The sequence below is a fragment of the Cognatiyoonia sp. IB215446 genome, from assembly GCF_033963825.1.
In the GTDB taxonomy this organism is placed as follows: Bacteria; Pseudomonadota; Alphaproteobacteria; order Rhodobacterales; family Rhodobacteraceae; genus Yoonia.
Window position 1 is genome coordinate 1,010,750 of record NZ_JAXBMD010000001.1, and the last position, 16,841, is coordinate 1,027,590.

Below are 16,841 nucleotides of genomic sequence, written 5' to 3' on the forward strand. Positions count from 1 at the left end.
GCCAGCCTAGTGCGGTTTGTCTCTGGCGTCCTCTGGCAACTGGTCTTCAGGCAGGTCAACATCGCTTTGGTCCTGCGGCGGGATGGCGTAGCTGCCGTTAAACCACTTGGCCAGATCGACATCTGCGCACCGCTTTGAGCAGAAGGGTCGAAAGGCCTTTTCAGATGATCTCTTGCAAATAGGGCAGGGCATCAGAGGTCCTTAAACAGGCTGGCTGGCAAGGATAGGCGCTCGCGTTTGCGCTGCAGCTCAAAGAGGCCCATCGGGCTCCATCCGACTAGCGAAGTTTCAATCGGGTCCGCCTTGAAGGCAGCGCGCAGGGATTGTTCCACCTGCCTGCGATGTGCCTTGGAGATCGACACGAAATCGACGACGACCTGTCCTGCCAAACCCCGCAATCGTAACGCGCGGGGCAAGGCGCGTGCGGCGGCCAGATTGGCCTTGAGTGCGGCAGCAGGGGACACGTCGCCCCCGGTGTTCACATCAATGGCGACGAGTGCGCGGGTGGGTTCGACAAACATAAAGCCGTCGCCAAGGCTGACCTTGGTGTGTTTCAGTTCCGCCAATTGGTCCAGCACGCCCCGGTTTTCGAAACCGCCGGGTTGCGTGACAATGTCAGACGTGCCGTGCCATTCCCGCCAGGCCAGTAAATGCGGCCCGTCGCCTTCGGAGAGTGTTTCTGGCGCACTGCCCTCAGCTTCTGCCAGAACAGCCTCGGCGAGGCTGGCCATCGCGGTAATGTCATCGGCGATCTCGGCCTCATCGCCCGTTTCGCAGGATGAGCGCAGGATCAGACCGTGATCGCCCTCATATGTCTCATGCGCCACGGCACGCAGTGTGTCACGTTTGTCATCGTCGGTGATCTGGCGTGAGACGTTGATTCCCGGTTTGCCCGGGGTGATGATCGCAAAACGGCTTTTGAACAAGATGCGGTCGGTTACCGGAACGGCCTTGCCGTCTTCCGCATAGCCCGTCACCTGAAGAAGTAGGGTCTGGCCCGGTCGCAACCCTTTACCTTGCCGCAGAAAGCCCGTGGCGCCGTCAGGTAGACGCATCATCATGCCGCCCTGACCCTTGATCGGACGGTCACAGATGCCCCGGTAGATCGTGCCGGGACGCGGGTTGTCTTGATGATCGATCAACAGGTCATCAAGTTTGCCATCGACCAAGAGCGCTGCCGCCTCAAGACCGTGAATATGATCGAGGATGATCGTGCGTCCTTTCATCTCTCTCTCCCATATGCCGGATAACCTGCAGCGGTCAGCAGGCCCGCCGTTTCGGTTAGCGGCAAGCCGACGATTCCGGTGTAGGATCCGTTGATCCATGGCACGAACGCGCCGGCGGGTCCCTGGATGGCGTAGCCGCCTGCTTTGCCCTGCCAGTCGCCGGAAGCGAGATAAGCATTAATCTCTTCCTTGCTGAGCCTTTTCAGCGCCACGGTGCTTTGCACATCCTTTTGCCAGATCTGCCCATCGCGCTTGACGGCGACGGCGGTAATGACCTTGTGACGACGTCCGGACAAGGCATGCAGGAATGCGCGTGCCTCATCAGTATCGGCAGGTTTTCCCACGATCCTGCGACCAAGCGCGACGGTTGTATCGGCGCAAAGGGCAACCTCACCCACTGAAATGGGGACAGCGGCGGCCTTTTCCGCGGCGATGCGGTTAACGTAATCGCGCGGTAATTCGCCTTTGCGCACGTCCTCATCAATATCGGGTGGGCGTATCTCGGCGGGTGTGATGCCCAATTGGGCCAACAGCTCTCGTCGTCTAGGAGAACTGGAACCGAGGATAAGCCTGAGAGTGTGGTCAGGTCGTAGCGTCGTCATATCAATCAATGCGCGCGCTCAGCCAACCGCGCCACACGCCGTTGTGCAACGGCGTACGGCCTATTTGAAGCGATAATTGATACGCCCTTTTGTCAGATCGTAAGGCGTCATTTCGACTTGCACCTTGTCGCCTGCCAGAACGCGGATGCGGTTCTTGCGCATTTTGCCTGCCGTATGCGCGATGATCTCATGGCCGTTTTCCAGCTCGACCCGAAACGTCGCGTTTGGCAGAAGTTCTTTCACGACACCTGGGAATTCGAGCAGTTCTTCCTTGGCCATGTGGTCTCCTACATTTATCCGCGCAATCCTTTACGCGCCGCTTAAATGAGCCTGTACGCCAAGAATATCAAGGGCAAAGGCGGATTTCCGGTGCAATTCGACGTGACGATCTGGCGTCTTTGATAGGTTCTCCGCGCCTAGTGCGAAAATGCCACGCTGCTTAGGTCTTTGCGGGGCCGAACCGATCGGTCAGGCGCTTTATGATCTGATCGCGCGCCTCGCGGTAAGCGGTCAAGCGTGCCTCACGCGCGTCACCAAGCCCGGTTGGGTCAAGGATCGGCCAGTACTCGACATCGATATGGTAGAATTGCGTGAGGTCCAGCGCACGGCGCTGGCTGGCGGGGGACAGGGCAAGAACGAGATCGAACGACGAAAGATCGTCGCCCCATTCCTCCATCTCGTCGAATGAGCGGGAGCGGTGACGCGACAGTTCCACCCCAATCTCGGCACAGACGGCGATGGCGAAACCGTCTATCTCCAGATCGTTTTTGACGCCGACGGACTGGATGTAACACTCTGTTCCATAAAGCTTTTTCATGATCCCTTCGGCCATGGGGGACCGGACGGCGTTGTGATCACAACAAAAAAGGACTGATTGCGGAAGCGTCTGATATTTTCCGCCATCCGCCATATCAGCCCCCGAAATGCAACACGCAGATCAGCGTAAAAAGTCGGCGGGCGGTGTCGATATCGACCTCGGCCTTCCCTTCCAACCGCTCTTGCAGCACGCGCGCACCTTCATTGTGGATACCGCGTCTTGCCATATCGATCGTCTCTATCTGACTGGGAGGCAGCGTCTTGACCGCGTCGAAATAGCTTTCGCAGATCTGAAAGTAATCTTTCACAACCTGTCGAAACGGTCCCAGGGACAGGTGAAACTCGGTCGCGGGCGCATCATCTTCCAGCCGGATGTCAAAGACCAGACGCCGCTCTTTGATCGAAAGGCCGAGCCGGTAGGGGCCTGGCGGGATATCGCGCCCGTCACGCGCGGGCATTGTAAAGCTGTTGTCTTCCAACAGATCAAACACCGCCACCCTGCGCTCCTGATCGATCTCAGGTGTTGGGGGTGGCAGATTGCGGTCATCGATTTCGATATGGACGATTTTTGTCATGCGCCGCCCCGGTTCAATCGATCAATGCGCGCGCGCACGGACAATCCATGCGCCTCTAGGCTTTCAGATTGCGCGAGCCGTTCTGCTGCGGGGCCAATTGCGGCCAGTGCCTCTGGCGTCATGCGTGACAGCGTTGTTCTTTTCAGAAAGTCCATCACGGATAGCCCACTCGAAAAACGGGCCGATCTGGCCGTTGGCAAGACATGGTTCGGACCTCCAATGTAGTCGCCGATGGCCTCAGGTGTCCAACCCCCAATGAAGATTGCGCCAGCATGGGTGATCTGGCCGGCAAGCGCTTCCGCATCGCGCGTGCACAACTCAAGATGTTCGGGCGCGATCCGGTCTGAGAGAGCAACCGCCTCATCCATTGATTGCACCGTGATCACAGCGCCAAAATCGCGCCAGCTGGCACCAGCAATCTCGCGTCTTTCGAGCGTTTCGAGGCGCCTTTCAACAGCCCCTGCGACGGCTTGCCCGAATGTGGCGTCATCGGTGATCAGGATGGATTGCGCGCTTTCGTCATGTTCCGCCTGGCTCAAGAGGTCCAATGCGATCCAATCAGGATCATTGTCCTGATCGGCAACGACCAGAATCTCAGACGGCCCGGCGATCATGTCGATCCCAACCTTGCCAAAGACCCGGCGTTTGGCCGCAGCGACAAACGCGTTGCCAGGGCCTGTAATCTTGTCCACTGGCGCGATGGTTTGAGTGCCATAAGCCAGAGCCGCCACTGCCTGCGCCCCACCGATGCGATAGATTTCGTCAACACCTGCAATCCGTGCGGCAAGCAGGACCAGCGGGTTCGTTTCGCCATCAGGCGTCGGCACGACAATGGCTAAACGCCCCACACCCGCCACCTTGGCAGGGATCGCATTCATCAGCACTGAAGAAGGGTAAGAGGCGAGCCCGCCGGGCACGTAAAGGCCTGCGGCTGAAACGGGCGTCCAGCGCCAGCCCAGTTCGGCACCCGTCTCATCCGTCCACATCGCATCGTCGGGCATCTGGCGCGCGTGGTATTCCCGGATGCGTGTGGCGGCGAGTTCCAGCGCGGTGCGATCCTCATCGGAGACCTCGGCGCATTCTGCATCAATCTCGGACCGGGAAAACCTCATGGTCTCGGGCGTCAGATCAAGCCGGTCGAACCTGGCTGTCAACTCCAGCACCGCCGCATCGCCGCGGGTGCGCACATCTGCGATAATCTCGGCCACGATATGATCGACATCAGGGCTATCCTCGCGCTTTGCACCGAGCAGCGCCGTGAATCGGGCCTCGAAATCCGGATCGGTCGTGGACAGGAATTGCGGCATCGGGATCTCCTTCAAGTGCGGGACATAGCCCGCGACCCCGAAGGCTTCAATGCATCATGCGGGATGGGATGGTGCCTTGCCCGACGGCGCAGCATAGGGCCGCGTGACGTCGCGCAACACCACCTCAAGCGCCTCAACCTCCAGCGCGATCACGCCATCACCGGCGAGCGTCAGTTCCACACTGCCAGTGCCGTCTTCGCCCCGTGCGTAAGCGATTGAAAGCAGCGAAAAGACCAAATCGGGGTCAGACCTATCGACGCCCTGCGACTGCACGCGCATCACATCCTCAAAGGCCAAGACAGACTGCACACGTTCAAACGGGCGCTTGCGCGCTTCGGCGTTTGCGGCATCCTCCCATCGAAACCGGTTGAGAAGGATGGCGAAGCGACGCGCTTTGCTGTCCCACCGCATTTCAGCGGCGGGAAAAACAGCGTCCTGCACAAGACTCGCGATGACCGACAGGTCCTCGCCATCCAGCGCCTTCAACCGCAAGGGCGCTTCGCGCCCATCTTCAAACGTTGCGTCTTCACTCATCCCGTCACGCGTTCAATCTGCGCGCCAACGGCGCTCAGTTTTTCCTCAACATGTTCATAACCGCGATCCAGATGATAGACGCGGCTCACAATCGTTTCACCCTCGGCCGCCAGACCGGCAAGGATCAGCGACACCGACGCGCGCAAATCCGTCGCCATTACTGGCGCGCCTTTCAGCCTCTCGACGCCATGCACAGTCGCCGTGCCACCATGCACCTCAATCTGCGCTCCCATGCGTACGAGTTCCGGCGCATGCATGAACCGGTTTTCGAAAATCTTCTCTTCCAAAACGGACGTGCCCTCTGCCGTGCACAGCATCGCCATCATCTGGGCTTGCAAGTCGGTCGGGAAGCCGGGGAAAACTTCTGTTGTTACATCAACGGCCTTCGCGCGTCCATTCGCGCGGCTGACCTTCAGACCCGCCTGCGTCTGGGTCACCGAAACGCCTGCCGCATCCAGCTTCTCGACAAAAGATTCTACCAGATCCAGACGACCACCAAGACATTCAACCTCACCACCGGCAAAGACAGGGGCGAGCATGTAGGTCCCCAACTCAATCCGGTCGGTGACCACGGCGTGACTGGCCGCGCCCAGACGGTCCACACCCTCGACGGTAATAGTGCTGGTGCCTTCACCTTCGATCTGCGCGCCCATCGTCCGCAAACATTTCGCAAGATCGACAATCTCGGGCTCGCGCGCCGCATTCTCGATCACCGTGATTCCTTTGGCGAGCGTTGCGGCCATCAGCACGTTTTCCGTGGCGCCGACCGATGCAAAACGCAGCGGCACTTTCGCACCCTTCAGCCCCCCTTTGGCCACCGCATGCAGGTAGCCGTCTTTCAGCTCTATCTCTGCTCCCAAAGCCTCAAGTGCTGTGACATGGATATCCATGGGCCGCGCACCAATCGCACAACCACCGGGCAACGAAACAACGGCCTGATGATGCCGGGCAAGCAGCGGCCCCAGAACAAGGTTCGAGGCGCGCATCTTGCGCACGATGTCGTAGTCAGCCGTCGTTGAGGTCAAGGCATGCGATGACAGCACCTGGACATTGCCGTCTTTCATGGCCGTGACCTCGACGCCCAAGGACTGCAAGAGCGCCGTCATCGTCTTGATATCCGACAATCGCGGCGCATTGGTCAGCGTCAGCGGCTCTTCCGAGAGCAGCGTCGCTGGCATCAATGTCAGCGCTGCATTCTTTGCGCCCGCAATCTTTATCTGTCCGCTGAGCGGCTGACCGCCCTTAACGACAATGGAATCCATACCTGCCTATTCTTTCTCTTTTGTTGTTTTGTCGGCCCTTGCACGGGCTTGCGCCTTTCTTTTTGCCATGTTTGCTTTCAGCGCGGCCTTGAGCCTGTCTTCACGGGTCGCGGGCGCGCTGCTTTTGGCGGTGGGCGTTGACTTATTGCTCATGACCATGCTGTTACCAACTTGGTCAAAAAGGGTCCAGTCAGGGCTTGCGCCAATAGGCGATTGGGTCTAATGCACCGGCCACGGTAAGCTGCTGTAGCTCAGTGGTAGAGCGCACCCTTGGTAAGGGTGAGGTCGGGAGTTCAATCCTCCCCAGCAGCACCATTTTACCAAACTGATCGTTTTCCTCCCCCGAAAGGGCACCTAAGTATTTGAAAGGTAAGGAAACTTGCATAGTTCCATACCCTTCATTTCGGCTGTAGCTGATGGGCGCTGAAAACGCCAGTCTCAGCACGCTTCTTTTCAGCGCGTAACTGCCTTTTTCGTATATTTTATAAGGACTTGAGAGAAGCATGAGCGATAGTTCAATACATGTCTCTAATCGGTCACGCCATACGGATCGACGGTGTAGAACGGGATGCGTTCAAGCACAGTATGCGCACCGATAACGCGGCTGATTTCACCATTCTTGAAATCCAGAATGACGAAGACTTCGCGCGGGCTGCCAAAGATCATTGGCAAGGCAACCTGGCTGGTCTTGCCACAGCCCGAACCGCCCGTGATCTTCACCCCGCCGCCTTTATGATGGCGTAAGGGCTGCCTGCCGAGCACACCAAACTCGATGCCAGCACGCTCCAGCAATCCGGCACTGCGGATTTCTTCATAGCTCGCAAAGCGCGCTGCGCCGTGTGGATATGGCTCAAATGGATAGCTCATTTCCTGTGATGTCCTGAGAAATTGGGAGAGGCTTGAACGGCGCGCTTCTAAGCGCACCGCCTTGGTTCATTCAGGAAAAAACACGAGATACGTGCTCGATATCCCAAATACGCAAAGGATAAATCCGAGCAATGGATCACCGACCGTAAAGGCAAATGTGTACGCCACGGCGGCCATCACCGCATAAACTAGACGATCTCCAAAACTGCTCTTCTTTTCGTTCTTGACGAGAAGATACTCGTCGTCATTTCGCTTCTTGCCGAACAATTTGTTTCTCCTTTTCTGCTCGGTGGTTGGTTTCTGGGCTTAGGTGATGAGTTTTACAGCGGCCCAGACGCTCAGGCTGAGATCGGCGAAATGCAGGTGCAGATGGATGATGAAGACAACCCACCAAGCGCCGAAGAGCTTGAAGAATTCCAGAACCGGGCTGAGGAGATTATCGTAGATATCGAAAAGCGCGCAGAAGCCGAATTAAGCCGCGATGCGCCAGCCCCAACCGAGGCCAGCGCGCCTGTCCAGTCTTCCAGCACAATCGATGTGCCAAAGCTCTAGGCTTTAGAACTCTCCACATTCTTTTTCAATGACAGCAAGGATCAAGGCTTGCGGATGGTAATCCGGCAGACCTTCCATGACCTCGCGAATGCGAGCGGATCGCTCCGGCTGGCTGCCATCACCGCCCCCGAACCAGTCATCAATGCATTCGGCGATATGCCCATGCTCGCCCGTTTGAGTGGCCACAATGGCGATCATCATCACCGATGTCTGGAAGTAGCTATCCTGCGCGCCTTCTTCCCAAGCCAGCACATCCGCGCTGGTGAATTCCTGCGCCAAGTTAGCTGTGGACAGATCAAGCCAGCCACCAAAAACGCTTTGCCTGAGCTCTTCAATGCATTGATCATAAACGAAGGTTTTTGATCAACAGTACTTTAGGAGGCGCAGAAATAATTGTATACGGTGAAAGCCGCAGAAAAGCGCGGTATAGATTTGAGTTTCGAAGATATTTGGCGCGATCCGCGCACTGCTCAGAAAGGTTCGTTTTTGAGCAGCGCCGGAGGCCCAGCCCATGAGTATTTGGCCGATTATTCACGCAACCGGGCGGCGGATTGGCTATGCCCGTGTATCCACCAAAGATCAGAAACTGCGCATGCAGCGCGATGCACTGAGTGATGTGGCATGCGATAGGATATTTGAAGATCACGGCATCTCCGGCAGCGCAGCCAGCCGCAGCGGGCTGGATGCAATGCTGGCCGAACTGCAAGAAGGTGATACGGTTATCGTCTTCAAGCTCGACCGTCTGGGCCGTTCCGTCCTTCATCTCTCTGACTTACTGGTCAGGTTTAGAAACGACAGCATCCACTTCTGCAGCCTGAGCGAAGGGATTAACACCACTACGCCCGGTGGCAAGTTGATCTATCATGTTTTCAGCGCCTTTGCCGAATTCCAGCGGGACCTCATCGTGGAAAACACACTGGCCGGGTTGCAGGCCACGAAACGGCGCGGCACCAAGCTCGGAAGGCCACCCGCGCTGGATATCGAAACAGCGACATTGGCGCATCAAAGCATTCGCCAAAAAGGCATCTCCATCTCCGAAGCCGCCCGCCGCATCGGCGCGGATCGCTCAACACTGACCCGTTGGCTCAGCACAATCGACGCCGAATGAGGCAATCCACCCCTCGTTGCAGCATACTGATCCCAAACTGGATTTTCTGTCTTGCCTGTTCGTGTTGATGGGATAGTCTGATGTTATTCAAGTGTTTATTGAGATCATTTTGTGGGGTACAGATGGTCAAAATCTATGTTGCTACAGTTATTACACTTCTCGCCACCGAAGGCACAACCCAGTCGGCTTTGGAAATCACACCTGAAATCTTGAAAGTGGAGTGTTTAAGGCAAATCGGGCAACTTAACCCCGCGCAAGACTCTGACTGGTTTCAAGAAAGATGCGATTGCTTTGCAGATAATGCGACGAGAAACATGATCGAATTTATGGAGGAAACAGGTCGGCGGGAAACTTCACGAACATGGCGCTCTCCGAAGAGCAACGCCTACCTAGAGTGTGGAATAGTTTAGCAGTCTGGAATTTGTCGATCATGACTGAAATTTATTGAGGCTCGCATGCGTTTTTTCGGGCAGAAAATTGACATATGGGTCTCTCGTTCGGAGAAGATCAACAAACTAATGACCACGCTAAGGCACTTTGTCTGGCTATTGGGCTTAATCTTTGGTCTTCCTGCCGCAGCACTACTATACTTCTCGGTCTATGCATCCGAGAATGAACCAAGCCAGGAAGCTATTCTTCCCCAGCAAATCAATGATCAAGATGTTCAGCTGGAAGATATCTCCACAGATTCAATCGAAGACGTTCCGCAACAGACCAGTACCGTTGAACGGAAGATCAACGAGGTCAGTTCCGGCGTTGCCGACACCGACTCCGAAGTGTTAGTTGACGGGGTAGTTGGTAATCAAACGCCAAATAGCAGGTCGCTCGTTGATGGCCAGAATGCCATTTTTTGTGATGGCGATCTCAGGCTGACCCTGCATATGCCAGATAACACACCACAAAACCGCATTCCCGAGCGCCCTAACAGTGCAATGTTCTTTGTTCTGGGCACAAATCCGGTGCAACACCGAATGCTGCAAGTTGGTTCACCCACAACCATTGGAAACTGCACAGTTGTAGTTACAGAAATCGTTCGGCAACGAAACTCAGTTCGCGACTTTGATGTCGTCATTGTGGAGGTACTAGAATAATGAATCGCATCTTGTTTCTCTCTGCCTGTTTGGCAATTTGCAGCACGAGTGTGTGGGCGCAATGCGACACGCTGATTGATCACTCCGGTGAACAGATAAAGCTGTTGGATCAGGAAATGCGGGGGAGTGAATCGCCCATAGCTGCTCAGGTGGCACTCAGTGAGCTCATTTGCACTAGCAACCCCGCTATAGCCACTGCAGCAATAAGATGGGCGATGAACTCTGACGATCCGGACATACAAAATATGGGCGCCCAGGGTCAGTTTGTCCGCGCCCAATCGCTAAACATAAGAGCATTGACGGTAATCGAGATTGAATCCGGAGAATATGATGTAGTGGGGCTTGGTAGTCTAACATCTGAAGCGCAACAAGCGGTACAGGCGGGGCTGAGCATCACAATGCAGCTGTACGGCAATCCGAACCTGGACCTCTGCTTTTCCACGTATTTTCAGTATGAGGATTGCCGGGCCAACACCACTGTTTCATATGGAAACAGTACTGTTACTGTATCTACGCGAGACGCAAGCGGTGCTGCTAGCCTTGCAAATGACGGAACTTTAGTCGGCATGATAAAACTCAAAGATCCTCAACAAGGGAACAAGATTGTCGATGTTCCCGCCAGACTTGAGCTCAATTAGTATTCCGGGAGTATCAGCCTGAGCAATATAGCTGTAGATTCAGTGGCTAGCCACGTAACGTTCCAGTTTCGCAGTGTTTGATCCATGGAACTGGTTAAGCACGATTTGTACTAATTAGAGTGATTTGTTTAACGTCAAGCGCTGGATTGGTGGTCTTCACTCTGATATATTCAATTGGGACGGGGCGTCTGAGCGCGGGTGCCTGTCATTTTTTTTTGAGGACCGTCATATGTGCAAAAGCTGTTTTTCAGTTGATCGCAGATCATTTTTGAAGAGTTCGGTTTCAGCAACCGCAATAGGATTTTTGCCCAATATCAGCTTGAGTGAGACAGATGGTTCCCTAAACCTGATACCGCGACATGAGTCGGATCTGGCCGCGCCGGCTGCTGAACCTGGCTCATCCGCTCAATACGCTATCTCAGGTGACCCAAAATACGTTTCTGTTCATTGGACGTCTTCTTATGCCGAACACGCTAGGTTTTCGGCTGGTGAGCTTGTTGAGAATCTACAAACCGGCCATATAAATGATAAGGGGTACGGTGATGTCGCCTACCACTATATCGTTACCTCTCAAGGCGAAATATACGAAGGGCGCCCTGTAGGCGTGGCACCAGCGTCTGGGACATATTACTTCTCAGAGAGTGAATTAAAGAATGCCACCTACGCCCCGAACGGTGAAATAGCTGTAGCTGGTGCCAAGGCAGGTTCACTGCCGGGAAACACCAGCGGTCATATAACAGTTTCCTTTAAGTGCGGTCTTGGTGGCATTGAGATTTTATCCGACGACGTAATGGAACAAGGAGCATGTCTGATAGCGAAGGTCCTATTCGACCATGAACTAACGCCTACCGACGTAAGGGCCCACCGAGAGATAGCCATCTCAAGCTGCCCTGGTGAGAAAATCTACGCTTGGTTGCGCGGCCCCAGTATGTCCAAAGATGGAATTGGTCCCGGAATGACATCAATCATAAGGGAGTTTGAACGGCTTCGTAGTTCTTAGTTGGGGGCAAGTTTAACTATCCGACTACACCGACAGCATCCGATGTAATGGCAGCGCAGTATTTCTGATGAGAGATGCAATGGAACAGCTCCAAATCTGGTCTAGTGAGTCTGTGCAAGCTTAAATTGGAGGCAGCCCGATGTCGAAGCTCGTCAGGATCGACTTAGGCGCATACTGCTAATTGCAGCCTTTGTCTTCGAGTGATTTCGAAGCTTTCTAAGCGTTGGGTAGGTACAGTCAAAGAGCGCTCCGAGTTGACCTCTGAGACAACGAAGCATCACTTCGCTAATCTTTTTTGGGCGCTTATGCTAGCGGCCCAAGCTGGATGACCGCCCAGGTTTGCCGATGCTGCGGTTGCGGGCAGCATAGCAGCCACTCGTAGCAAGTTCCGAGTTCATCTTCAAAACACGGGACGCCAGCTCGAGTGAGGCCCAGCCTTAACAGCAATTTTCTTGACTCGCGCGCCAAAGCGCACATTGTTGGTAGTGAGTATTCTCATAAGTATTTTATGTAGGTGTTTGATGTCAGATCCTGAACAGGAATTTTTCACCCAGTTGCTTGCGCAACAGAAGATTGCCTACGAGGAGTATCAGTACCTTTTGGCCCTAAAGGAAAGGGCGGATGATCTTGAGGACATGCTTGAAGGCGGGAATACTGAATTCTCAGTACCATTGCCCGGCACTCTCGCGAAGACGCCGGGACTAGCCGTGGTAGTTGGTCACACAAAGAAGCGACCTGGGGCCAAAGGCGTAGCTCCCATAGACGCACATGAATACTCCTTCAATTCCGATCTCGCTGAGTCAATTTACGACTATTGTCAGAAAAGAGGCGTTCGCAGCGAAGTTTTCACTCGCGACGGAAAAGGTATTGCTGGGGCGTATAAAGAAGCGGTTGTCTGGGGAGCCACTTTTGCTGTTGAGCTGCATTTCAATGCATTTAACAGAAGCGCCAACGGTACCGAGACACTATATGACAACGAAAACCACAGAGACGCGATAACGTGGGCATCCCACTTACAGGATCGAATACTTAAAGCAGTCAAATTGCGAGACAGAGGACTGAAAAGAGTTAGCAAAGGCGGTCGCGGATATCGTAGCTTGTCAGCTGCGAGTATTCCAATTGCAATTGTTGAGCTTTTTTTTGGCGACAATCCATTCGATGCCAGCGTAGGAGTAGAAAAAAAATCTGATATTGCTGAAGCCATCGCAGATGCGGCAGCGTCTTTCACTGCGACCGCCTCATAGGATGGAAAGGAATACCGATGATTTCAACAGCTGAATTTGTTGCGCAAGCAGATGCCAAAGACGAAGACGGCATGAATGGTGACCTATGGCTACTAGAGCAACTTGGTGACACGGCTTTAGGGTTTGCCCAAACTACTGAGATCGCTCAAGGCGAGAGTTCAGCAAGTTTTGGCACACGAAGCGGCGAGGATAAGGTAGCGATTGGGAGTCGAATATTGAAGCGCGTTGAGAGGGAGCTAAACGTGCTTTTGTGCGGCGACGGGGACGAAGAGAGGGAAGATCGTGAAAGACTTGGCCTGAGTGGCGATGCACTAATTGGGATTATCACAACTGCGCTAACAACTGGGCTGTCTGTAGGACCACAAGCGTCCGCCATAATTGCTGCCCTTCTAGTAAGAAGGCTCGTACAACCTACGACGGATGAATTGTGCGTCTATTGGGGTGAAAGGCTAAGATGAATCAGTAGACATTTCCTGGTATCAAAATGACATTCAAATTGAGAAATAACTTAGAAATCAGAGTGGGAAATCCAAGCAAGCCAAAAGTGGCGCTAGGACCAACAACAGCCAGCGCGGGCACAGACATTCCTGCAAGCCTAGCGCCTTCAGTTGTTGTTTCAGAGAAATCAGTATCCAGTCAACCAACCGGACCTGAACCTTTTCCAGTAAGGTTGCTTCCTACCGATACAGTCGGACAGCCAAATCAACAGACGATTGAGCAATCCGCCAAAGACAATGTTACTTGGGGAGTCCGGTTCACTGAAGCAGAGGGCAACGCCCTAGATGGGAGCGGAGTGACTATAGCTGTTCTCGATACAGGAATAAATCTAAACCACAAAGCCTTCGAGAGTGTCAATATTACTACTAGAAACTTCACGGACAGCAAAGATGATTGGGATAGTGACGGACACGGAACGCATTGTGCTGGAACTATTTTTGGAGGCAAGGTTAACGGCGTCCGAATTGGTGTTGCGCCCGGCATCAAGCGTGCATTGATTGCGAAAGTAATAGGCGAAAATTCGGGCAGTGACCGCCTGATGGAAGCCCTACAATGGGCAGTCAGTGAGGGTGCCGACATAATTTCCCTGTCATTGGGATATGACTTTCCACTATATCGAGACTTGCTTGAGAAGAGCGGAAAACCAGCGCGCGCAGCAACGTCGGACGCCTTGGTCGCCTACGCGAAAAATCTCGATCTTTTCAACTCCTTTTGTGAATTCGCCAGAAACCTAAGACAAGATGAAGAAGCTCCGATATTCATCGCTGCCGCCGGGAACGAAAGTGCATGGGGCGAATTTACAGTCGAAAAGTCGCCCCCCTCCTCGGCCAAGGGGGTCATCGCAGTTGGCGCCATCGACAACAACAAGCGGATCGCAAAGTTCTCGAACGGAAATCCCATGTTTGTCGCTCCTGGCGTAGATATCGTTTCTGCCTCGCACAACGAAAACGATGGACTAGTGGTCATGTCTGGAACGAGTATGGCGTGCCCTCATGTTGCAGGACTTGCTGCACTAAATTGGCAACGCTTTTCTGATCAGAAATTGCCGCGAGATCAGATTGCGGGGGAAGTGATTCGCGGCCTTAAGGAAAGCGCCGCAGAAAGGCGAGCCACGGACTTTTCCGACTACACATATGAAATGTTCGGCTTGGGCGCTCCGAGAGCACCTGAATAGGGATAGCAAAATGACTGGGAAAGCGGGAATTATCGTATTTGACCAATTTGATGACGATACCTTTTCACCCATTGAGGGTGCAAAAAACAGCGCCAATCTCATTCGAACTATAGTTGAAAGCGGCCGAATGAAAGAACGGCCTCTATTTAAAGTCGATCGCATATCTCACAATGAAAATCCCTTGAAGGTTGAGGAATATATTGGGAGTACTTTCTGCCACACTTCAAGCGGAGATACTGTTTTTCTTTATGTTGTTGGTCATGGGATAGTAGATGACGACAGGCACCTTCGAATGCCAACAAAAAAGACGGATGTACAAGGAGGAGGCGATGCTAACTGGGTTAAGTTTCGTGGAAATATTACATCAAAACTGAAAAGTGTTGGCGAGTTCTCGCGAGCAATTGTATTTCTTGATACCTGCTATTCCGGAAACCCACTAGGCGAAGGCGATGGCGATCATCTTGCTCTTGATGCATCCGGCGCCTTCGCACAGCAAAGAGATATAGAAGTCGATTTTGATACTCTGGTAGATGGTTCGGGAAGCAAAGAGATCTTCTTCCTCACTTCGTCCTCTGAGCGACAAAACTCATTTGAGATTACGCCATTCACTAGCGAAAATTTCCCCAAACTGCTTTCTGCCTACGGAGAGTGGGAACATGCACCGAGTGACGCTGATCGAATGACGGCGTTCGCACACGCTATTGGTTTGGCTGTTTTCATCGGTGACTTTGGCGTCAGAAGACTAAAGGCTTTAGGTTTAAACACTCAAGAGACTGACCTGGTAAGATCTGTGTTGAAACAAATGCGGTACGATGACGACGGCGACGTATCGCTTCTTTCACTGAAAAGCGCTGTTCATCACATCCTTTCCAAGCTTGACACCAATCAAACACCGAAGCTTTTGCCGCAAGATAATGATGATCTTCATGCAAATTTAACCGGCGTTCGCACGCTCAGCTCGGCCAAGAAAGATGAACGAAGGCGCCTAATTTCTTATGTAGAAAAGCTGGAATACACATCAGACGCAACAAAAGAGATACTGAGCTTTGTAAAGCGCATGCAGGATGCCTCGCGACAAACTCTCGAAGAAAATGACATCGAACCTCCCAATGCAGACGACTATAAATGGGAAGAGCAGATATTTGGGTTGGTTGGCTTGTCGGAGCCAGAGTTTATTGAAGCATATCTTAATCTTCGAGCGCAGCGACGAATCCAAAAAGCTGTTGAAGTAGGCCTTCGCGACATTGAAGACGGATTCGAACTCAGCATCGAGAGCCGCGATAAGAAAATTGACCAGATAGAGACGAAGCTAGGCTGGTGGAGGGTCACAGCTCAGATATCGATGGCAATTTGCTTTGCCGCCTTTGTTTTTTATGTCGTAGACGTGTTGTCGCGGCTTTAAGCACTTCAGAAAACAGATAGGAAAAACAATGAACCAATGGATTTTTCGAACCTCGCCCGGTTTTCACATAGGTCGTGGTAAGAGAACAAGCATACTTTTGCTCGTAGTTCTGGTGTTCTTCGCTCACCCTGCGTTGGCCTGCCCACCCGGCTATGTATCCTGCGGAGAAAACAGTTGTTGTTTAGGCTAGTATTAAAGCGCGTTAGATAGCAGATGCGATGGTATTCAAGGTTCTTTTTGTCCGCTTTTTTCGGAGCGGTGTTGGCGCTTGGCTTCGCACTGTCGCTGTCACATGTATCTGACCGCGAAGCCGTCTTGTACAGCGGCCTCTACCCACCAACAGATAGGCTGCTGTCGCTTGGTGTCGGCGACATCTTTTTTATTGACGACGATGTAGCAGTTCCAATGCGTGAATTAAGAGAAATTTGCCCAGGTTTTTCTTTGGTACCCAAGGACGATCAGCCGCGTACGAAAATCGAAGTGCGCAGCGTTGTGGCTGATACACTTGGCCCTGTTGCTACTTGGATGCCAACTCTCAATGGAGCAGAGAGAACCCTTACCTCAAACACGATTTCGGGGCCTGAGGTAGTATCCCAACTGGGCAAGACAGATGCTTCGGAGGCCTCGGTGGCAAGGCCTGAAAACTGTGAGACACTGGTTGCTAGTAGAGCTGAAGGTCGTTGCATCGTTATCGTAACCAATGTGCAAAGAGCGAGTATCTCCCCCACAGAAAGCGAACTCTTCGGCTTTTCATTCCCAAGAGGTTGTCAGCTTATTGGGTTCAAAAACGATCCCGAAGGTTGGAGCCAACCAAGAGTTTCCTTTGATCGTGCTTTTGGTGTCGGTCGGCTTGAGCGGCTTTGGATTCAGTTTACTCAACCCTTGATTCAAATTGTTGAAAAGTCCGCGGACTAACGCTACCGCAAGAGTTGTATCCGACACCTG

The 16,841-nt window shown here is 53.3% G+C and carries 22 protein-coding genes and 1 tRNA gene; 11 read left to right on the top strand and 12 right to left on the bottom strand.

Going from position 1 to position 16,841, the window contains the following annotated elements:
- Nucleotides 1-6: 6 nt before the first annotated feature.
- From SLH49_RS05110 to murA, 9 genes are all read right to left on the bottom strand, one after another.
- A complete protein-coding gene (locus SLH49_RS05110) occupies nucleotides 7-192 on the bottom strand; it encodes a DNA gyrase inhibitor YacG (RefSeq protein ID WP_320268072.1) in 186 nt (61 codons plus the stop codon).
- Nucleotides 192-1,226 carry a ribonuclease E/G gene (locus SLH49_RS05115; protein ID WP_320268073.1) on the bottom strand — a complete coding sequence of 345 codons (1,035 nt, stop codon included), beginning with the start codon at nucleotides 1,224-1,226 and terminating at the stop codon, nucleotides 192-194. The genes SLH49_RS05110 and SLH49_RS05115 overlap by 1 nt, the downstream gene beginning before the upstream one ends.
- A complete protein-coding gene (locus SLH49_RS05120) occupies nucleotides 1,223-1,828 on the bottom strand; it encodes a nucleoside triphosphate pyrophosphatase (protein ID WP_320268074.1) in 606 nt (201 codons plus the stop codon). The genes SLH49_RS05115 and SLH49_RS05120 overlap by 4 nt, the downstream gene beginning before the upstream one ends.
- A 60-nt stretch (nucleotides 1,829-1,888) precedes the next feature.
- Nucleotides 1,889-2,107, bottom strand: coding sequence for a translation initiation factor IF-1 (gene infA / locus SLH49_RS05125; protein ID WP_007205486.1), 219 nt, complete (start codon nucleotides 2,105-2,107; stop codon nucleotides 1,889-1,891).
- 160 nt (nucleotides 2,108-2,267) lie between these two features.
- Nucleotides 2,268-2,738 (bottom strand): low molecular weight phosphatase family protein, encoded by a 471-nt coding sequence (locus SLH49_RS05130; protein WP_320268075.1) that lies wholly within the window; start codon nucleotides 2,736-2,738, stop codon nucleotides 2,268-2,270.
- A 1-nt stretch (nucleotide 2,739) separates the two neighbouring features.
- Complete coding sequence (locus SLH49_RS05135; RefSeq protein ID WP_320268076.1) at nucleotides 2,740-3,219, bottom strand: UPF0262 family protein; 480 nt, start codon at nucleotides 3,217-3,219, stop codon at nucleotides 2,740-2,742.
- A complete protein-coding gene (hisD, locus tag SLH49_RS05140; RefSeq protein ID WP_320268077.1) occupies nucleotides 3,216-4,526 on the bottom strand; it encodes a histidinol dehydrogenase in 1,311 nt (436 codons plus the stop codon). The genes SLH49_RS05135 and hisD overlap by 4 nt, the downstream gene beginning before the upstream one ends.
- 54 nt (nucleotides 4,527-4,580) lie before the next feature.
- On the bottom strand, nucleotides 4,581-5,060 hold the full coding sequence (locus SLH49_RS05145) for a DUF2948 family protein (RefSeq protein WP_320268078.1): 480 nt from the start codon (nucleotides 5,058-5,060) through the stop codon (nucleotides 4,581-4,583).
- Nucleotides 5,057-6,322 carry a UDP-N-acetylglucosamine 1-carboxyvinyltransferase gene (gene murA / locus SLH49_RS05150; RefSeq protein ID WP_320268079.1) on the bottom strand — a complete coding sequence of 422 codons (1,266 nt, stop codon included), beginning with the start codon at nucleotides 6,320-6,322 and terminating at the stop codon, nucleotides 5,057-5,059. The genes SLH49_RS05145 and murA overlap by 4 nt, the downstream gene beginning before the upstream one ends.
- Before the next feature lie 240 nt (nucleotides 6,323-6,562).
- Here murA and SLH49_RS05155 point away from each other — a divergent pair.
- Nucleotides 6,563-6,637: transfer RNA gene (locus SLH49_RS05155), tRNA-Thr, on the top strand.
- 213 nt (nucleotides 6,638-6,850) lie between these two features.
- Here SLH49_RS05155 and SLH49_RS05160 read toward each other — a convergent pair.
- Nucleotides 6,851-7,189: a hypothetical protein gene (locus tag SLH49_RS05160; protein ID WP_320268080.1), complete on the bottom strand. Its 339-nt coding sequence runs from the start codon at nucleotides 7,187-7,189 to the stop codon at nucleotides 6,851-6,853.
- A 66-nt stretch (nucleotides 7,190-7,255) separates the two neighbouring features.
- Nucleotides 7,256-7,456 (bottom strand): hypothetical protein, encoded by a 201-nt coding sequence (locus SLH49_RS05165; protein ID WP_320268081.1) that lies wholly within the window; start codon nucleotides 7,454-7,456, stop codon nucleotides 7,256-7,258.
- 102 nt (nucleotides 7,457-7,558) lie between these two features.
- Here SLH49_RS05165 and SLH49_RS05170 point away from each other — a divergent pair, with 102 nt between their 5' ends.
- Nucleotides 7,559-7,741 (top strand): hypothetical protein, encoded by a 183-nt coding sequence (locus SLH49_RS05170; protein WP_320268082.1) that lies wholly within the window; start codon nucleotides 7,559-7,561, stop codon nucleotides 7,739-7,741.
- Between the two features lie 3 nt (nucleotides 7,742-7,744).
- On the opposite strand, the gene SLH49_RS05175 is transcribed toward SLH49_RS05170, so the two are convergent.
- The gene (locus tag SLH49_RS05175) at nucleotides 7,745-8,020 is read right to left on the bottom strand and encodes a hypothetical protein (RefSeq protein WP_320268083.1); all 276 of its coding nucleotides are present in this window, start codon (nucleotides 8,018-8,020) and stop codon (nucleotides 7,745-7,747) included.
- Nucleotides 8,021-8,252: 232 nt separating this feature from the next.
- Here SLH49_RS05175 and SLH49_RS05180 point away from each other — a divergent pair, with 232 nt between their 5' ends.
- The 9 genes from SLH49_RS05180 (at nucleotide 8,253) to SLH49_RS05220 (ending at nucleotide 16,811) form a co-directional block, all read left to right on the top strand.
- Entirely contained in the window at nucleotides 8,253-8,849 is a 597-nt protein-coding gene (locus SLH49_RS05180; protein WP_320268084.1) for a recombinase family protein, read from the top strand.
- Between the two features lie 455 nt (nucleotides 8,850-9,304).
- On the top strand, nucleotides 9,305-9,940 hold the full coding sequence (locus SLH49_RS05185; protein WP_320268085.1) for a hypothetical protein: 636 nt from the start codon (nucleotides 9,305-9,307) through the stop codon (nucleotides 9,938-9,940).
- Nucleotides 9,940-10,578 (top strand): hypothetical protein, encoded by a 639-nt coding sequence (locus SLH49_RS05190; protein ID WP_320268086.1) that lies wholly within the window; start codon nucleotides 9,940-9,942, stop codon nucleotides 10,576-10,578. The genes SLH49_RS05185 and SLH49_RS05190 overlap by 1 nt, the downstream gene beginning before the upstream one ends.
- 124 nt (nucleotides 10,579-10,702) lie before the next feature.
- Complete coding sequence (locus tag SLH49_RS05195) at nucleotides 10,703-11,578, top strand: peptidoglycan recognition family protein (protein WP_320268087.1); 876 nt, start codon at nucleotides 10,703-10,705, stop codon at nucleotides 11,576-11,578.
- Between the two features lie 521 nt (nucleotides 11,579-12,099).
- Nucleotides 12,100-12,822: an N-acetylmuramoyl-L-alanine amidase gene (locus SLH49_RS05200; RefSeq protein ID WP_320268088.1), complete on the top strand. Its 723-nt coding sequence runs from the start codon at nucleotides 12,100-12,102 to the stop codon at nucleotides 12,820-12,822.
- A gap of 17 nt (nucleotides 12,823-12,839) precedes the next feature.
- Nucleotides 12,840-13,280, top strand: coding sequence for a hypothetical protein (locus SLH49_RS05205; protein ID WP_320268089.1), 441 nt, complete (start codon nucleotides 12,840-12,842; stop codon nucleotides 13,278-13,280).
- 26 nt (nucleotides 13,281-13,306) lie between these two features.
- Nucleotides 13,307-14,494: a S8 family serine peptidase gene (locus SLH49_RS05210; RefSeq protein WP_320268090.1), complete on the top strand. Its 1,188-nt coding sequence runs from the start codon at nucleotides 13,307-13,309 to the stop codon at nucleotides 14,492-14,494.
- 10 nt (nucleotides 14,495-14,504) lie between these two features.
- The gene (locus tag SLH49_RS05215) at nucleotides 14,505-15,896 is read left to right on the top strand and encodes a hypothetical protein (RefSeq protein WP_320268091.1); all 1,392 of its coding nucleotides are present in this window, start codon (nucleotides 14,505-14,507) and stop codon (nucleotides 15,894-15,896) included.
- 237 nt (nucleotides 15,897-16,133) lie between these two features.
- Nucleotides 16,134-16,811: a hypothetical protein gene (locus tag SLH49_RS05220; RefSeq protein ID WP_320268092.1), complete on the top strand. Its 678-nt coding sequence runs from the start codon at nucleotides 16,134-16,136 to the stop codon at nucleotides 16,809-16,811.
- The last annotated feature ends 30 nt before the right edge of the window (nucleotides 16,812-16,841 follow it).

What these genes read in the sequence shown, in the direction of transcription:
- SLH49_RS05110 (WP_320268072.1), bottom strand. Translation starts at nt 192, where the DNA reads ATGCCCTGCCCTATTTGCAAGAGATCATCTGAAAAGGCCTTTCGACCC.
- SLH49_RS05115 (WP_320268073.1), bottom strand. Translation starts at nt 1,226, where the DNA reads ATGAAAGGACGCACGATCATCCTCGATCATATTCACGGTCTTGAGGCG.
- SLH49_RS05120 (WP_320268074.1), bottom strand. Translation starts at nt 1,828, where the DNA reads ATGACGACGCTACGACCTGACCACACTCTCAGGCTTATCCTCGGTTCC.
- infA (WP_007205486.1), bottom strand. Translation starts at nt 2,107, where the DNA reads ATGGCCAAGGAAGAACTGCTCGAATTCCCAGGTGTCGTGAAAGAACTT.
- SLH49_RS05130 (WP_320268075.1), bottom strand. Translation starts at nt 2,738, where the DNA reads ATGGCGGATGGCGGAAAATATCAGACGCTTCCGCAATCAGTCCTTTTT.
- SLH49_RS05135 (WP_320268076.1), bottom strand. Translation starts at nt 3,219, where the DNA reads ATGACAAAAATCGTCCATATCGAAATCGATGACCGCAATCTGCCACCC.
- hisD (WP_320268077.1), bottom strand. Translation starts at nt 4,526, where the DNA reads ATGCCGCAATTCCTGTCCACGACCGATCCGGATTTCGAGGCCCGATTC.
- SLH49_RS05145 (WP_320268078.1), bottom strand. Translation starts at nt 5,060, where the DNA reads ATGAGTGAAGACGCAACGTTTGAAGATGGGCGCGAAGCGCCCTTGCGG.
- murA (WP_320268079.1), bottom strand. Translation starts at nt 6,322, where the DNA reads ATGGATTCCATTGTCGTTAAGGGCGGTCAGCCGCTCAGCGGACAGATA.
- SLH49_RS05160 (WP_320268080.1), bottom strand. Translation starts at nt 7,189, where the DNA reads ATGAGCTATCCATTTGAGCCATATCCACACGGCGCAGCGCGCTTTGCG.
- SLH49_RS05170 (WP_320268082.1), top strand. Translation starts at nt 7,559, where the DNA reads ATGGATGATGAAGACAACCCACCAAGCGCCGAAGAGCTTGAAGAATTC.
- SLH49_RS05180 (WP_320268084.1), top strand. Translation starts at nt 8,253, where the DNA reads ATGAGTATTTGGCCGATTATTCACGCAACCGGGCGGCGGATTGGCTAT.
- SLH49_RS05185 (WP_320268085.1), top strand. Translation starts at nt 9,305, where the DNA reads ATGCGTTTTTTCGGGCAGAAAATTGACATATGGGTCTCTCGTTCGGAG.
- SLH49_RS05190 (WP_320268086.1), top strand. Translation starts at nt 9,940, where the DNA reads ATGAATCGCATCTTGTTTCTCTCTGCCTGTTTGGCAATTTGCAGCACG.
- SLH49_RS05200 (WP_320268088.1), top strand. Translation starts at nt 12,100, where the DNA reads ATGTCAGATCCTGAACAGGAATTTTTCACCCAGTTGCTTGCGCAACAG.
- SLH49_RS05205 (WP_320268089.1), top strand. Translation starts at nt 12,840, where the DNA reads ATGATTTCAACAGCTGAATTTGTTGCGCAAGCAGATGCCAAAGACGAA.
- SLH49_RS05210 (WP_320268090.1), top strand. Translation starts at nt 13,307, where the DNA reads ATGACATTCAAATTGAGAAATAACTTAGAAATCAGAGTGGGAAATCCA.
- SLH49_RS05215 (WP_320268091.1), top strand. Translation starts at nt 14,505, where the DNA reads ATGACTGGGAAAGCGGGAATTATCGTATTTGACCAATTTGATGACGAT.